Source organism: Nesterenkonia sp. AN1 (genome assembly GCF_000582475.1).
GTDB classification, from domain to species: Bacteria; Actinomycetota; Actinomycetes; order Actinomycetales; family Micrococcaceae; genus Nesterenkonia; species Nesterenkonia aurantiaca.
The window spans coordinates 228,674-244,632 of the sequence record NZ_JEMO01000019.1 but is presented as its reverse complement, the minus strand read 5'-3'; the positions used below and the strand labels follow the sequence as shown (position 1 = coordinate 244,632).

At 63.7% G+C, this 15,959-nt stretch carries 9 protein-coding genes and 3 rRNA genes; 11 read left to right on the top strand and 1 reads right to left on the bottom strand.

From position 1 onward, the window contains the following. Positions 1–417 precede the first annotated feature (417 nt). From BG28_RS10870 to BG28_RS10825, 11 genes are all read left to right on the top strand, one after another. Positions 418–1,942 (top strand): 16S ribosomal RNA (locus BG28_RS10870). A gap of 453 nt (positions 1,943–2,395) precedes the next feature. Continuing rightward, positions 2,396–5,514 (top strand): 23S ribosomal RNA (locus BG28_RS10865). Positions 5,515–5,816: 302 nt separating this feature from the next. Beyond that, positions 5,817–5,933, top strand: a 5S ribosomal RNA gene (rrf, locus tag BG28_RS10860). The 16S, 23S and 5S rRNA genes sit together here, the layout of an rRNA operon. A gap of 353 nt (positions 5,934–6,286) precedes the next feature. After that, positions 6,287–7,135 carry a hypothetical protein gene (locus BG28_RS10855; RefSeq protein ID WP_200869326.1) on the top strand — a complete coding sequence of 283 codons (849 nt, stop codon included), beginning with the start codon at positions 6,287–6,289 and terminating at the stop codon, positions 7,133–7,135. Then, on the top strand, positions 7,132–7,959 hold the full coding sequence (locus tag BG28_RS10850; RefSeq protein WP_051501328.1) for an HAD-IIA family hydrolase: 828 nt from the start codon (positions 7,132–7,134) through the stop codon (positions 7,957–7,959). The genes BG28_RS10855 and BG28_RS10850 overlap by 4 nt, the downstream gene beginning before the upstream one ends. Then, a complete protein-coding gene (locus tag BG28_RS15705; protein ID WP_161634831.1) occupies positions 7,956–8,123 on the top strand; it encodes a hypothetical protein in 168 nt (55 codons plus the stop codon). Before BG28_RS10850 ends, BG28_RS15705 begins: the two co-directional genes overlap by 4 nt. After that, the gene (locus tag BG28_RS10845; protein ID WP_036476516.1) at positions 8,123–8,932 is read left to right on the top strand and encodes a TlyA family RNA methyltransferase; all 810 of its coding nucleotides are present in this window, start codon (positions 8,123–8,125) and stop codon (positions 8,930–8,932) included. The genes BG28_RS15705 and BG28_RS10845 overlap by 1 nt, the downstream gene beginning before the upstream one ends. A gap of 10 nt (positions 8,933–8,942) precedes the next feature. Further along, a complete protein-coding gene (locus BG28_RS10840; protein ID WP_084479658.1) occupies positions 8,943–9,911 on the top strand; it encodes an NAD kinase in 969 nt (322 codons plus the stop codon). A gap of 103 nt (positions 9,912–10,014) precedes the next feature. Continuing rightward, complete coding sequence (locus tag BG28_RS16310; protein WP_084479657.1) at positions 10,015–11,820, top strand: DNA repair protein RecN; 1,806 nt, start codon at positions 10,015–10,017, stop codon at positions 11,818–11,820. Between the two features lie 35 nt (positions 11,821–11,855). Continuing rightward, positions 11,856–13,559 carry a CTP synthase gene (locus BG28_RS10830; protein ID WP_036476514.1) on the top strand — a complete coding sequence of 568 codons (1,704 nt, stop codon included), beginning with the start codon at positions 11,856–11,858 and terminating at the stop codon, positions 13,557–13,559. A gap of 87 nt (positions 13,560–13,646) precedes the next feature. Then, entirely contained in the window at positions 13,647–14,675 is a 1,029-nt protein-coding gene (locus BG28_RS10825) for a site-specific tyrosine recombinase XerD (RefSeq protein WP_036476512.1), read from the top strand. A 148-nt stretch (positions 14,676–14,823) separates the two neighbouring features. Here BG28_RS10825 and BG28_RS10820 read toward each other — a convergent pair whose 3' ends face one another. Then, positions 14,824–15,957 (bottom strand): bifunctional 2-methylcitrate synthase/citrate synthase, encoded by a 1,134-nt coding sequence (locus tag BG28_RS10820; protein ID WP_036476510.1) that lies wholly within the window; start codon positions 15,955–15,957, stop codon positions 14,824–14,826. Positions 15,958–15,959: the final 2 nt, after the last annotated feature.

Genomic DNA, 15,959 nt, shown 5'->3' with positions numbered 1-15,959 from the left:
CGCCAGAGACGAGTTCGAGTCGTTCGCAGGGATCATTCACCGAGTATTTGGTGAGTCTTCATTGCAGGACGGCGCACTGGTCATCGAGTCAGGACGGCGGAAACGCCGAATTGACGAAGCGGAAGCTTGTTGGTAAGCTTACAAAGTTGCTTCGGAGCGATTCAGAGAAAAACTTCTGATGGTGCCGGTAGCGGTTGTTGTTTGAGAACTCAATAGTGTGCCAAGTTTGTTGATACCAAATTATTTATTTGGTTATAACAGCGACATTATCACCCCCGTGATGGTGTCGCAAATTTAGCCAAGGATTCATTAACTGGTGTCTGTCGTTGGTGATGGATGGATCGTGAGGGCCCTGTTTTTCTGGCAGGGTCTGGTCTGTTTGTTGTTGATGGTGGATGCTTTCTCTTATTAATTTTTTTAATGGAGAGTTTGATCCTGGCTCAGGATGAACGCTGGCGGCGTGCTTAACACATGCAAGTCGAACGATGAAGACCGTGCTTGCACGGTTGGATTAGTGGCGAACGGGTGAGTATCACGTGAGTAACCTTCCCTTGACTCTGGGATAAGCCCGGGAAACTGGGTCTAATACCGGATACGACCAGTCCTCGCATGGGGTGCTGGTGGAAAGATTTATCGGTCTTGGATGGACTCGCGGCCTATCAGCTTGTTGGTGAGGTAATAGCTCACCAAGGCGATGACGGGTAGCCGGCCTGAGAGGGTGACCGGCCACACTGGGACTGAGACACGGCCCAGACTCCTACGGGAGGCAGCAGTGGGGAATATTGCACAATGGGCGAAAGCCTGATGCAGCGACGCCGCGTGCGGGATGACGGCCTTCGGGTTGTAAACCGCTTTCAGCAGGGAAGAAGCGCAAGTGACGGTACCTGCAGAAGAAGCGCCGGCTAACTACGTGCCAGCAGCCGCGGTAATACGTAGGGCGCGAGCGTTATCCGGAATTATTGGGCGTAAAGAGCTCGTAGGCGGTTTGTCACGTCTGCTGTGAAAGCCCGGGGCTCAACCCCGGGTGTGCAGTGGGTACGGGCAGACTAGAGTGCAGTAGGGGAGACTGGAATTCCTGGTGTAGCGGTGAAATGCGCAGATATCAGGAGGAACACCGATGGCGAAGGCAGGTCTCTGGGCTGTTACTGACGCTGAGGAGCGAAAGCATGGGGAGCGAACAGGATTAGATACCCTGGTAGTCCATGCCGTAAACGTTGGGCACTAGGTGTGGGGGACATTCCACGTTTTCCGCGCCGTAGCTAACGCATTAAGTGCCCCGCCTGGGGAGTACGGCCGCAAGGCTAAAACTCAAAGGAATTGACGGGGGCCCGCACAAGCGGCGGAGCATGCGGATTAATTCGATGCAACGCGAAGAACCTTACCAAGGCTTGACATGGACCGGACCGCTGCAGAGATGCAGCTTCCCTTCGGGGTCGGTTCACAGGTGGTGCATGGTTGTCGTCAGCTCGTGTCGTGAGATGTTGGGTTAAGTCCCGCAACGAGCGCAACCCCTATCCTATGTTGCCAGCACGTAATGGTGGGGACTCATGGGAGACTGCCGGGGTCAACTCGGAGGAAGGTGGGGACGACGTCAAATCATCATGCCCCTTATGTCTTGGGCTTCACGCATGCTACAATGGCCGGTACAATGGGTTGCGATACTGTGAGGTGGAGCTAATCCCTAAAAGCCGGTCTCAGTTCGGATCGAAGTCTGCAACTCGACTTCGTGAAGTTGGAGTCGCTAGTAATCGCAGATCAGCAACGCTGCGGTGAATACGTTCCCGGGCCTTGTACACACCGCCCGTCAAGTCACGAAAGTGGGTAACACCCGAAGCCGGTGGCCTAACCCTTGTGGGGGGAGCCGTCGAAGGTGGGACTCGCGATTGGGACTAAGTCGTAACAAGGTAGCCGTACCGGAAGGTGCGGCTGGATCACCTCCTTTCTAAGGAGCAGGACCCGAGTCGGGTCCGCCATTTAATGTCACCGTTCGTGTGACTGGTGGTTTGCTCAAGGGTGGAATATCAACGAATCGTCATCACGGTCTTGGCACTGGTTTCTCCGGTACGCCTGTCTTACTCACCTTGTGTGGGTGGTCGGGTCGGAAAGAGAGCTGGTGTCTTTTGTCTGTGGTGCTTGGCACACTGTTGGGTCCTGAGACAACAATGGTTGTTTCATGATCTGGCCCTCGGCTTCAGGTAGCCGGCCCGCTTTTGTGGGTTGGTGATGGTGGTGGGGGTTGTTGTTTGGGAACTGCATAGTGGACGCGAGCATCTTTGTTCTTTTGAACAAAATACTCGAATCATGCTGGTCATGCCTTTGGTGTGGCTGGTGTTTTTTGTGTCAATTTTTAGTCGAGCGCTTATGGTGAGTGTCATCGCAGCTACTGTGATGATGTTTGTAAGTGTTTAAGGGCGCATGGTGAATGCCTTGGTAGTAGGAGCCGATGAAGGACGTGGGATCTGCGATAAGCCTGGTGGAGTTGATAACCGAGCGTTGATACCAGGATTTCCGAATGGGGAAACCCCGCATGCCGTGATGGTGTGTGACCTCCGGTTGAATGTATAGACCGGTTGGAGGGAACGTCGGGAAGTGAAACATCTCAGTACCGACAGGAAGAGAAAACAATGTAGTGATTCTGTGAGTAGTGGCGAGCGAAAGCGGATGGGGCTAAACCGGTTGCGTGTGATACCTGGTAGGGGTTGCGTGGCCGGGGTTGTGGGACATCTCATTGAGGATCTACCAGTCCTTGGGGTTGAGGTGCGGGCGTATAGACGAAGAAGGTTGAGTCCTTCGCCGTAGAGGGTGTGAGTCCCGTAGTCGTAATGCGTTCCGCCGGCCTGTAGATGTATCCCGAGTAGCACGAGGCTCGAGGAATCTTGTGTGAATCAGCCAGGACCACCTGGTAAGCCTAAATACTACCTACTAACCGATAGTGAATCAGTACCGTGAGGGAATGGTGAAAAAGTACCCCCGGGAGGGGGAGTGAAAATAGTACCTGAAAACCATGTGCCTACAATCCGTCAAAGCATCCTATAGGGGGTGTGATGGCGTGCCTTTTTGAAGAATGAGCCTGCGAGTTAGTGCTCACGTGGCGAGGTTAACCCGGTAGTGGGGAAGCCGTAGCGAAAGCGAGTCTGAATAGGGCGTTTGAGTCGCTGGGTCTAGACCCGAAGCGGAGTGATCTACCCATGGCCAGGTTGAAGCGCGTGTAAGAGCGCGTGGAGGACCGAACCCACCTAGGTTGAAAACTGGGGGGATGAGCTGTGGGTAGGGGTGAAAGGCCAATCAAACTCCGTGATAGCTGGTTCTCCCCGAAATGCATTTAGGTGCAGCGTTGCGTGTTTCTTGCCGGAGGTAGAGCTACTGGATGGCCGATGGGCCCTACAAGGTTACTGACGTCAGCTAAACTCCGAATGCCGGTCAAGTGAGAGCGCAGCAGTGAGACTGTGGGGGATAAGCTTCATGGTCGAGAGGGAAACAGCCCAGACCACCAGTTAAGGTCCCTAAGCGTGTGCTAAGTGGGAAAGGATGTGGAGTTGCTTAGACAACCAGGAGGTTGGCTTAGAAGCAGCCACCCTTGAAAGAGTGCGTAATAGCTCACTGGTCAAGTGATTCCGCGCCGACAATTTAGCGGGGCTCAAGCACACCACCGAAACTGTGGCATTTAGTCCCTTGCGGACTGGATGGGTAGGGGAGCGTCGAACACTGCGGTGAAGCAGCAGCGTAAGCTCGTCTGTGGAGTGTGTTCGAGTGAGAATGCAGGCATGAGTAGCGAAAGACACGTGAGAAACGTGTCCGCCGAATGACTAAGGGTTCCAGGGTCAAGCTAATCTGCCCTGGGTTAGTCGGGACCTAAGGCGAGGCCGACAGGCGTAGTCGATGGACAACGGGTTGATATTCCCGTACCGGTATAAGACCGCCCATGGTGAACTGGTGATACTAACTGCCCGAATCGTGCTGGATTGGCCCCTTTGGGGGTCGACGTGTACGAGGAGCGCAGGACCTGAACCGGGGAGCCAAGCGTATTAACAGGTGTGACGCAGGAAGGTAGCTGAGCCCAGCGATGGTTGTCTGGGTCTAAGAGTGTAGCCCGAGTCCTAGGCAAATCCGGGACTCGTTATATGGGTGAGACTTGATGGGACTCCACTTTGTGGGGGATTCAGTGATCCTATGCTGCCAAGAAAAGCATCGACGCGAGGGCTTGTACCGCCCGTACCCATAACCGACACAGGTGGTCAGGTAGAGAATACTAAGGCGATCGAGAGAACCACGGTTAAGGAACTCGGCAAAATACCCCCGTAACTTCGGGAGAAGGGGGACCACCCTGGTGATCCAGGCTTGCTTTGGTGAGCTGGTGGTGGTCGCAGAGACCAGGGGGAAGCGACTGTTTACTAAAAACACAGGTCCGTGCGAAGTCGTAAGACGATGTATACGGACTGACTCCTGCCCGGTGCTGGAAGGTTAAGAGGAAGGGTTAGTCCTTGTGGCGAAGCTCTGAATTTAAGCCCCAGTAAACGGCGGTGGTAACTATAACCATCCTAAGGTAGCGAAATTCCTTGTCGGGTAAGTTCCGACCTGCACGAATGGAGTAACGACTTCCCCGCTGTCTCAACCGTGGACTCGGCGAAATTGCACTACGAGTAAAGATGCTCGTTACGCGCAGCAGGACGGAAAGACCCCGAGACCTTTACTATAGCTTGGTATTGGTGTTTGACATCACTTGTGTAGGATAGGTGGGAGACTTTGAAGCGGCCACGCTAGTGGTCGTGGAGTCATCGTTGAAATACCACTCTGGTGATGTTAGGCATCTAACTTCGGGCCCTGATCGGGTCCAGGGACAGTGCCTGGTGGGTAGTTTAACTGGGGCGGTTGCCTCCTAAAGAGTAACGGAGGCGCCCAAAGGTTCCCTCAGCCTGGTTGGCAATCAGGTGTCGAGTGTAAGTGCACAAGGGAGCTTGACTGTGAGAGCGGCAGCTCAAGCAGGAACGAAAGTTGGGACTAGTGATCCGGCGGCACCGTGTGGAAGGGCCGTCGCTCAACGGATAAAAGGTACCTCGGGGATAACAGGCTGATCCTGCCCAAGAGTCCATATCGACGGCATGGTTTGGCACCTCGATGTCGGCTCGTCGCATCCTGGGGCTGGAGTTGGTCCCAAGGGTTGGGCTGTTCGCCCATTAAAGCGGTACGCGAGCTGGGTTTAGAACGTCGTGAGACAGTTCGGTCCCTATCCGCTGCGCGCGCAGGAGATTTGAGAAGGTCTGTCCTTAGTACGAGAGGACCGGGACGGACGAACCTCTGGTGTGTCAGTTGTACTGCCAAGTGCACCGCTGATTAGCTACGTTCGGGATGGATAACCGCTGAAAGCATCTAAGTGGGAAGCCGGCTTCAAGATAAGATCTCCGTCACCTTTATGGTGTGAAGGCTCCCAGCTAGACTACTGGGTTGATAGGCCAGATGTGGAAGCGCAGCAATGCGTGAAGCTGACTGGTACTAATAAGCCGACCACTTACACCACACTCATCATGTGTGGGCTCGGTGAAGTTTCATTTGAACACTGCGTGTTCGCGTCCACTAGGCGGTTCTCTGCCAACAACCTCACGACACCCGTGTGGGCACATCCTCTTGTGGGGTGTGTGTGCGGGGTGTGTGGGTCAGAGACAGAACCCTGCCCCCGGTGTTTGTGGGGGTGGGGTGATAATTGAAGAGTGTTGTTGTGAGTTTAGGTTTACGACACTGGTCGAGTACCCCTCCACAAGTCCCAGAGTGTTCTGGGGTGTGTGGTGGTGTGGGAAAGGGTGCTGGTGTTGTTCTAGAGTTACGGCGGTCATAGCGTGGGGGAAACGCCCGGTCCCATCCCGAACCCGGAAGCTAAGGCCCACTGCGCCGATGGTACTGCACACTGGAGTGTGTGGGAGAGTAGGTCGCCGCCGGACACTATTTGGTAGAGAGGGTTCAAGCCCGGTCCCTTCGGGGACCGGGCTTGACCTGTATCCTGAGCAATTTTGGTCGCGCCGAGGGCTGCGTCATCGTTCTGAGGCGATCGGCCTAGTGCTGCTCAACAATGCGAGCGTTCCTCAGCAACAATGCGTCGCAGTGGTCCATTCATTCGGCCGCCCGGAGAGCTCTTCGGTGCGGCCTTTTTTGTGTTTCAGGGCGCATTCAATTCCGTGTCTGATCGTGCCCGATCCGTGCTTCGCACCCATAACTGCCGCCAGGCCGCCGGTGCCGCTGAAGGCGGTATCCTGGGATGGCCCTGCGCACGTAATCCAAGGAGAACCAAGAACCTATGCATGACGAGTCCTACGGCGACCGCCCAAGGCCCCCGCGCAACCCGCGCGACCTCCGCCGGTCCAACAGCGAGGATCGCACGCGTTCTCCCGAGATCGACGAGGATGTCACCGGCAAAGAGCTGGACCGGGCGGCCCTGTTGCAGCTGCGCACCCTGGACGACACGAACCGTCCCTGGGTGGCCAAGCACCTGGTGATGGCCGGCCGTCTGGTCGACATCGCCCCCGAGGTCGCGTTCCAGCACGCACTCGCCGCCTCCCGCCGCGGCGGACGCCTCGGCATCGTCCGCGAAGCCGTAGGTCTGACTGCCTATGCCGCCGGGGACTTCGCCGAGGCGCTGCGCGAGCTGCGCACCTACCGCCGGATCAGCGGCGACCAGACCCACCTGCCGGTCCTGGCCGACTGCGAACGCGGACTCGGCCGTCCCGAGAAGGCCATCGAGCTCTCCCAGTCCGAGGAGGTGGCCGCGCTGACCGGCCCGGTGCGCGCCGAGATGGCCATGGTCGTCTCCGGGGCGTACACCGATCTGGGGGACCACGCCTCAGCCGTGACCGCGCTGGAGGTCCCAGAGCTCGACATCAACCGGGCCTTCAGCTTCTCGCCCCGGCTCTTCACCGCCTACGCCGCGGTCCTTGAGACCGTGGGTCGGGAGGAGGAGGCCCAGCGCTGGCGCGAGCAGGCCTTCGCCGCAGAACGAGCCCTGGGCTCCGGGGCATTCGAAGATCCCGAGATCCTCGACTTCGACGATGAGCCTGCCGATCTGCCCAAGGTCAAGGACGTCCTGGGCCGTTCCAAGGGTCGCGATCAGGGCAGGGACCAGGACCGCCGGCGCGGAGGGCGTGCATGACCCCGAGTCTCCTCGACTCCTATGACGGAGTGCTCTTCGATCTCGACGGAGTTCTCTACGCCGGACCTCACGCGATCCCCGGGGCTGCACACGCCGTGGAACAGCTGGTGAGCCGGGGCGTGCCTCGCGGATACGTCACCAACAACGCCTCCCGCTCCGCCGAACAGGTCGCCACCCATCTCAACGAGCTGGGCATCCCTGCGCTGACCCATGAGGTCTTCGGGTCTGCCCCCGCAGGGATCGCCCTGCTCAGTGCGGCCCTGGATCCAGGCGCGAGTGTGCTGGTCACCGGCAGCCGGTACCTGCGCACTCTGGTTCAGGACGCTGGGTTCAGCATCGCCGAATCTGCGGCGGATCATCCTGCGGCAGTCATCCAGGGTTTTGACCCCACTCTTGGCTGGGCAGACCTCGCGGAGGCCGCCTATGCAGTGAACAACGGAGCCCAGTGGTTCGCCACCAACCTGGATCTCAGCATTCCCCGCGAGCGGGGGATCGCCCCAGGCAACGGCGCTCTGGTCGAGGCCGTGGGACGCGCCACCGGAAAGACTCCCACCGCGGCCGGCAAACCGGAACCGGTGATGTTCACCCAGGCGGCCGACTCGCTGAAGATGCAGCGACCCCTGGTGATCGGAGACCGGCTCGACACCGACGTGCTCGGCGGGAACAGGGCCGGCTTCGACACCGCGCTGGTCCTGACCGGGATCGACACTGCGGCCGCGGCCGAGCAGGCCCAGGACTCCATGCGGCCCGACTGGATCCTGGCTGAGCTCCGGCAGCTCTTCGACGGGTCCCACCGGGCGCTGCAGGAACCCGCCGGGACATGACCGAGCCGCACCAGCAGCCGCCGCACCACCAGCCGGAGCAGGACCAGCAGCGCTCCGAGGAGCCCACGCTGAGCCTCGACGAGCTCGAGACCGAGATTGCCCAGGCGGAGACCCTGAGCCAGGACCTGAACCAGCGGCTCAAGCAGACCGCGGAGGACCGCTGATGAGCGATGCACTCCGGCTGGACAAGGCCATGGTCGCCCGAGGACTTGTCCCCAGCCGCACTCGCGCCGGAGCACTGATCGCCCAGGGACAGGTCACTGTGGACGGAGCCGTCATCCACAAGGCCTCCACCCCCGTGAGGGCCCACCAGCCCATCGCGGTCGCGCACCAAGACCCCTGGGTCAGCCGCTCCGCGCATAAGCTCGACGGCGTCCTCACCGCCTCCCCGGAGATCGACGTTCAGGACCGCCGGTGTCTCGACGCCGGGGCCTCCACCGGCGGCTTCACCCAGGTGCTGCTCGAGCGCGGAGCCCGCGAGGTGGTCGCCGTCGACGTCGGGCACGACCAGCTGCACCCTCAGCTTGTTGCAGACCCCCGGGTGCAGAACCACGAAGGCCTGAACCTGCGCCGGCTCAAACCGGCGGACCTGGGGGAGCCCTTCGAGCTGATCGTCGCGGACCTCTCCTTCATCTCGCTGCGCCTGGTGATTCCCGCCCTGGCCGGACAGGCCGCCGAGGGTGCGGACCTGCTGCTCATGGTGAAGCCGCAGTTCGAGATCGGCCGCGAGCGGCTGGGCCGCACCGGGGTGGTCTCGAGCCCGCTGCTGCGCCGTGAGGCCGTCGAAGGGGTGCTCGCCGCGGCCCAGGCCCAACAGCTGCAGCTGATCGAGATCCACCGCTCCGGCCTGCCGGGACAGGACGGAAACGTCGAGTTCTTCGTGCACCTGCGCCGGGTCGAACATGCGGGGCCCGCCCCCGCCGAGGCGCAGCGGCTCAGGAGCGATAGGCTGGGCTCGGTCGAGTTCGACTGAAGGAGGCTCCATGACCAGAGAGATCCTGCTGCTTGCTCACACGGGTCGGCGCGATGCCGTGGAGGCGGCGGTCACCGTCGCCGAGCGGTTGCACAGCGCCGGACTGCGCCCCGTGATGATGGAGCGGGACATCGCCTCCTTGAACCATGTCATCGGCGACCGGCTGCGCGAAGTGTCGCTTGCAGTGGCCGAACGCGAGGTGGCCCTGGCGGACTGCGAGGTCGGCATGGTGCTCGGCGGTGACGGGTCCATCCTGCGCGCCGCAGACCTGGTCCGCGGAGCCGGACTGCCGCTGATGGGCGTCAACCTCGGCCACGTCGGCTTCCTCGCTGAATCCGAACGCACCGAACTCGACGCCTCCGTGCAGTGGGTGGTGGACCAGAACTACACCGTGGAGCGCCGGATGGCGCTGGACGTGCAGGTCTGGCACGCCGGACGCCACGTGGGCAGCAGCTGGGCGCTGAACGAGGCCAGCATCGAGAAGCAGTCCCGTGAACGCATGATCGACCTGATCATCGAGATCGACGGCAGGCCCGTCTCCGCATTCGGCTGCGACGGGGTGGTCATGGCCACCCCCACCGGCTCCACCGCCTACGCCTTCTCCGCCGGAGGACCGGTGGTCTGGCCCGAGGTCCAGGCCCTGGTGATGGTGCCGATCTCCGCCCACGCGCTGTTCTCCCGCCCGCTGGTGACCGATCCCGATTCGATCATGGCCGTTGAGGTCCTGCAGCGCGAGGACGAACAAGGCGTGCTCTGGTGCGACGGCCGCCGCTTCATGGAGCTGCCCCCGGGCTCCCGGGTGGAGGTCACCCGCTCCGCCGAACCGGTGCTGCTGGCCAGGGTGCACCAGACGCCCTTCTCCGAACGGCTCGTCGACAAGTTCAACCTGCCCACCAGCGGCTGGCGCGGACCCGTGGACCCGGCCAACCAGGTCGAGACCCCCGACGCGTTCCACCGCGGAGAGGTGGCGAAGCGGTGATCGACTACGTCACCATCCGCGACCTCGGCGTGATCGAACACGCCGAGCTCCCACTCAACGCCGGGCTCAACGTGGTCACCGGTGAGACAGCGCCGGCAAGACCATGGTGGTCACCGCGCTGGGACTGCTGCTCGGTGCTCGCGCCGAGGCCGCCGCCATCCGATCCGGCGCCCCCCAGGCCGTGGTGGACGCCGGGCTCACCGTGCCGGCCAGACACCGCTGCGTGGGACTCGCCCGCGAGGCCGGCGCCTGGCTGCAGACCCCCGAAGACACGGCACAGGCCGACCAGACAGCCGACGGCGCAGGTGCAGCCGAGGCCGCAGGCACAGCCGGCAACACAGATCCTGCAGACGCGGAGGATCCGGCCTCCGCAGACCAACCAGACGCGGCCGATCCAGCCTCCGCAGACCAACCAGACGCGGCCGATCCAGCCTCCGCAGACCAGCCGGGGGAGGTCGAGATCCTGCTCGGGCGCACGCTCAGCGCCAAGGGCCGCAGCCGCGCCAGCGTGAGCGGACGCAACGTGCCCATCGCGCTGCTCGGAGAGATCGGCAGCTCCCTGGTCACCGTGCACGGGCAGAGCGACCAGCTGCGGCTGCGCTCCACCACCGCCCAGCGCCGCGCCCTGGACCGGTACGCCGGGGTCGAGTTCGCCGCCGCGCTCGCGCAGTACAAGCAGAAGTTCACCGGCTACCAGGTCAAGGTCGCTGAGCTCGAGGAGATCACCACCAACGAGCGTGAACGACGCCGGGAGGCCGAGCAGCTCCAGCTCGCCCTGGAACAGATCGACGCCGTGGAGCCGCTGCCCGGGGAGGATCACGAGCTGAAGACCGAGTCGCTGAAGCTGGAGAACGTCGAGGGCCTGCGCGAGGCCGCCCGCTCCGCCCAGCTGGCCCTCTCCGGACCCGATGCCGCCGAGGCGCTGGATGACGTCCCCCACGCGGTGGCACTGGTCGAATCCGCCGCCACGGCCCTGGCCGCAGTGCGGGACCAGGACCAGGAGCTCGGCGAGATCGCCGAGCAGATCTCCTCGGTCTCCAGCCTGCTCAACGACGCCGCCTCCGAACTGGGCATCTATGCCGCGCATCTGGATGAATCCGGACCGGAGCGCCTCGCCGCGGTCCACCAGCGCAGAGCCGACCTTGAACGACTGATCCGGCTCTACGGACCCGACATCGACGCCGTGCTGGTCTGGGCGCAGGAAGCCCGCGCCCGGCTGCACAATCTGCAGTCCGACTCCGACCGGATCGAAGAGCTCAGCGCCGAGCTCGAGGAGCTGCAGGCGCGGCTGTGGACCGAGGCCGAAGAGCTGCGTCGTCGTCGGACCGAGGCCGGAGCGCAGCTCGGAGCCGCCGTCGGTGACGAGCTGGCGGCACTGGCCATGCCGCGGGCGCGGATGGTCCTGGAGGTCACCGAGACCGCCGAGCTGGGACCAGAGGGCGCCGACACCGTCGCGATGCTCCTGGCCCCGCACCCGGGTGCCGATCCGCTGCCGCTGGGCAAGGGCGCCTCCGGAGGTGAGCTCTCCCGGGTGATGTTGGCCCTGGAGGTGGTCCTCGCCGAGGGCTCCGAGACCGAGACCTTCATCTTCGACGAGGTCGACGCCGGGGTGGGCGGCAAGGCGGCCGTGCAGATCGGACGCCGGCTCGCGATGCTCGCCAAGCACCGCCAGGTCATCGTGGTCACCCACCTGCCCCAGGTCGCGGCCTACGCGCAGAACCACATCCGGGTGTTCAAAGCCTCGGTGCGCGATGATTCAGCCTCCGGCGGCTTCACCGCCTCCGACGTCACCGCCCTGGACGAGGAGCAGCGGGTCAGCGAACTGGCCCGGATGCTGGCCGGACAGGAAGACTCCGAATCGGCCCGCGCCCACGCCCGGGAGCTGATCAGCGCAGCCGCTGCGCCCTAGCTCACGTCCGTGGCACTACATCCAGCTCCCGTTCACTGTTAGGATCGAACTCCGTGGTGCAGAGAAACAGTTCCAGGAACCAGACCAGCCTCCCTACTAGTCGACAGATCTTTGTCACAGGAGGTGTGGTCTCCTCCCTCGGCAAGGGTCTGACCGCCTCCTCCCTGGGGCATCTGCTCCGGGCCCGTGGCCTCTCCGTGGTCATGCAGAAGCTCGATCCCTATCTCAATGTGGATCCCGGCACGATGAACCCGTTCCAGCACGGCGAGGTCTTCGTCACCGAAGACGGCGCCGAGACGGACCTGGACATCGGACACTACGAGCGTTTCCTCGATGAGAATCTCGACGGGCTCAACAACGTGACCACCGGTCAGATCTACTCCACGGTCATCGAGAAGGAACGCCGCGGCGACTATCTCGGCGACACCGTGCAGGTCATCCCGCACATCACCGACGAGATCAAGCGCCGGATGCGGCTGCCCGCCGAGGGCAAGGACGCCCCGGATGTGATCATCACCGAGATCGGCGGCACCGTCGGGGACATCGAGTCCCAGCCGTTCCTCGAAGCCGCCCGCCAGGTCCGCCAAGACATCGGCCGGCAGAACGTCTTCTTCCTCCATGTCTCCCTGGTGCCCTACATCGGCCCCAGCCAGGAGCTCAAGACCAAGCCCACCCAGCACTCGGTGGCCGCGCTGCGCTCGATCGGCATCCAGCCCGACGGGATCGTGCTGCGCAGCGACCGCGAGCTGCCCGCAGAGATCCGCGGCAAGATCTCGCGGATGTGCGACGTGGCAGAGGACGCGGTCATCAACTGCGCCGACGCCCCGAGCATCTACGACATCCCGCGGATCCTGCACCGCCAGGCGATGGACGCCTACGTGGTCCAGGCGCTGGACCTGAAGTTCAAGGACGTGGACTGGTCCAAGTGGTCCAAGCTGCTTAACGTGGTGCACAACCCGGACCACGAGATCGAGGTGGCGCTGGTCGGCAAGTACATCGACCTGCCCGATGCCTACCTCTCGGTCACCGAGGCGCTGCGCGCCGGCGGCTTCGCGCACAGCACCAAGACCAAGATCCGCTGGGTCGCCTCTGACCTGTGCGCCTCCGAGGAGGGCGCGGCCAAGGCGCTGGAGGGCGTGGACGCGATCTGCGTGCCCGGCGGCTTCGGCGTGCGCGGACTCGACGGCAAGATCGGCGCGCTGCGCCATGCCCGAGTCCACGGCATCCCGGCGCTGGGCCTGTGCCTGGGTCTGCAGACCATGGTCATCGAATACGCCCGCAATGTGCTGGGCCTGAGCGAGGCGAGCTCCACCGAGTTCGATCCGCAGACGGCCTACCCGGTGATCGCCACCATGGCCGAGCAGGAGGCCATCGTCGAGGGCGCCGGGGACCTGGGCGGCACCATGCGCCTGGGCTCCTACGAGGCGAAGCTCACCGAGGGCTCCGTGGTCGCCGAGACCTACGGCAGCACCGAGATCACCGAGCGGCACCGGCACCGCTACGAGGTCAACAACACCTACCGCGAGCAGCTCGCCGAGGCGGGGCTGGTCTTCTCCGGCACCTCCCCGGACGGCACGCTCGTGGAGTTCGTGGAGCTGCCCAAGGAGACGCACCCGTACTACGTCTCCACCCAGGCGCACCCCGAGCTGAAGTCCCGCCCGACCAACGCCCACCCGCTCTTCGCCGGCCTGATCCGCGCGGGACTGGACCGGCAGCTCGCCCAGGGCGGACGCGGCTAACACCATGGCCGACCAGGACGGTTCCGCCGCTCCTGATCATGCACGGGAACGGCACCTCCAGCGACGCGCGGAGGTGCGTCCTCGTCTGTGGGGGCCGAGATCGAGGACTACCTCACCCACCTCAGGATCGAGCGCGGCTCCGCGGCGAACACGCTGAGCTCCTACCGCAACGACCTGCTGCGCTACGGGGCGTTCCTTCTCGAGCGCGAGATCACCGCGCTGCGCGCCATCGACGAGACGCTGATCGCGGACTTCCTGCAGCGGCTGAGCACCGGCGACGACGGCGGCTCGGCCCTGTCCCAGCGCTCGATGGCCCGGGTACTGGCCTCGGTGCGCGGAGCACACCGGTATTGGGCCGGGGAGGGCCGGACCACCCACGACCCGGCCAAACATGTCGCCGCACCCAAGCCGCGCCAGTCCCTGCCCAAGGCGCTCAGCGTGGACGAGGTCACCCGACTGCTCGACGCGCCCAGCCGGGACACCGAGCTGGGCCGCCGCGATCGGGCGCTGCTGGAGTTCCTCTACGCCACCGGCGCGCGGATCACCGAGGCGGTGAGCCTGGACGTCGATGACATCCACGAGATCCGCGCCGCTCCGGTCGGTGCTGGCGGCGCCCCGACGACGCCGGGCTCTTCAGCCGAGCCGGGCTCGTCAGCAGGGCCGGGCTCGTCAGCAGAGCCGGGCGGGACGGACGGGCTGGTGATCGTGCGGGTGACCGGCAAGGGCGATAAGCAGCGGATGGTGCCGGTGGGGCGCTATGCCCAGCAGGCGATCAACGACTATCTCACCGCTGGCCGGCCGGGCCTGGCCGCGCGGATCGGACGCCGCGCGCCGTCGCCCGGGCTGTTCCTGAACAAGCTCGGCGGCAGACTCTCCCGGCAGTCGGCCTGGACCGTGCTGCAGAACCACGCCGCCGCCGCAGAGATCACCCAGGAGGTCTCCCCGCACACGCTGCGCCACTCCTGCGCGACCCACCTGCTCGAAGGCGGCGCCGGGATCCGACTGGTCCAGGAGATGCTGGGCCACGCCTCGGTGACCACCACGCAGATCTACACGAAGGTCACCGCCGAGGCGCTGCAGGAGAGCTACGCCACCGCCCACCCGCGCGCCCGCTAGACGCGCGCCCACCGAGGCGCATTCCCGGGCCCACCCGCGTTTATGAGCCAACCCGCGTCTATGGGTCGCTAACGGGTGGAATGACGCCTGCTGCGTGCGCCATTCCACCCGTTATCGCCCCAGGATGGTGGTTCCTCGAGGTGATGCCTCAGAGGTGGCGCTCGTCCGGCCCGTTATAGGCGCTCAGCGGGCGGATCAGCGCGTTGTTCGCGCGCTGCTCCGCGATATGCGCCGTCCAACCGGTGATCCGCGCAGCGATGAACAGCGGGGTGAACATCTCGGTGTCGAATCCCATCAGGTGATAGGTCGGCCCGGTGGGGTAGTCCAGGTTGGGCAGGATGTTCTTGGCCTCGCCCATCGCGGCTTCGAGCCCGTCGTAGAGGCCCATCAGCTCGCCGCGGCCGTAGTACTCCACCATCGCGTCCAGCGCCTGCTTCATGGTCGGCACCCGGGAGTCCCCGGACTTGTAGACCCGGTGGCCGAAGCCCATCACCTTGCGCTTCTCGGTCAGGGCCTGCTCCATCCAGGCTTTGGCCCGGGCCGCAGCATCCTCGCGGGTCTCGGCCGGGTCGATGCCGATCTCCTCGAAGGTATGCATCACCGCCTCGTTGGCACCGCCGTGCAGCGGGCCCTTGAGCGCACCGATCGCCGCGGTGACCGCCGAGTGCAGATCCGCCAGGGTGGAGGTCACCACCCGTGCGGTGAAGGTCGAGGCATTGAAGGAGTGCTCGGCGTAGAGCACCATCGAGACGCGGAAGGCGTCGACCACCTCCTCGGGGGCCTCCTCGCCGAAGGTCATCCAGAGGAAGTTCTGCGAATAGTCCAGATCCTGGCGCGGCTCGACCAGCTCCAGACCCCGACGGCGGCGCTGGTCATAGGCGACCACGGCGGGGAACGCGGCGAAGAGCTCCTTGGCCTTGGTCAGCTCTGCCTCGGGTGAGGAGTCCTCCGAGAGCGGGTGGTTCGCGCCGAGCACCGAGACCGCCGTGCGCCCGACATCCATCGGGTGGCAGTCCAGGGGCAGCAGGTCGATCGCGGAGCGGACCCGGGGGTCCAGCGCGCGGTGGGAGCGCTCGAAGTCGCGGAACTCCTGCTTCTCGGCCGCGCTGGGCAGCTCGCCGTTCCAGAGCAGCAGCGCCACCTCTTCGAAGGAGAGCGCTGCGGCCAGCTCCTGCACCGGGTAGCCCCGGTAGAGCAGCGAGTTCGATTCGGGGTTCACCTTTGAGACGGCGGTGTGATCTGCGACCACACCAGCCAGTCCCTTATAGATCTGCTCGGTCATGC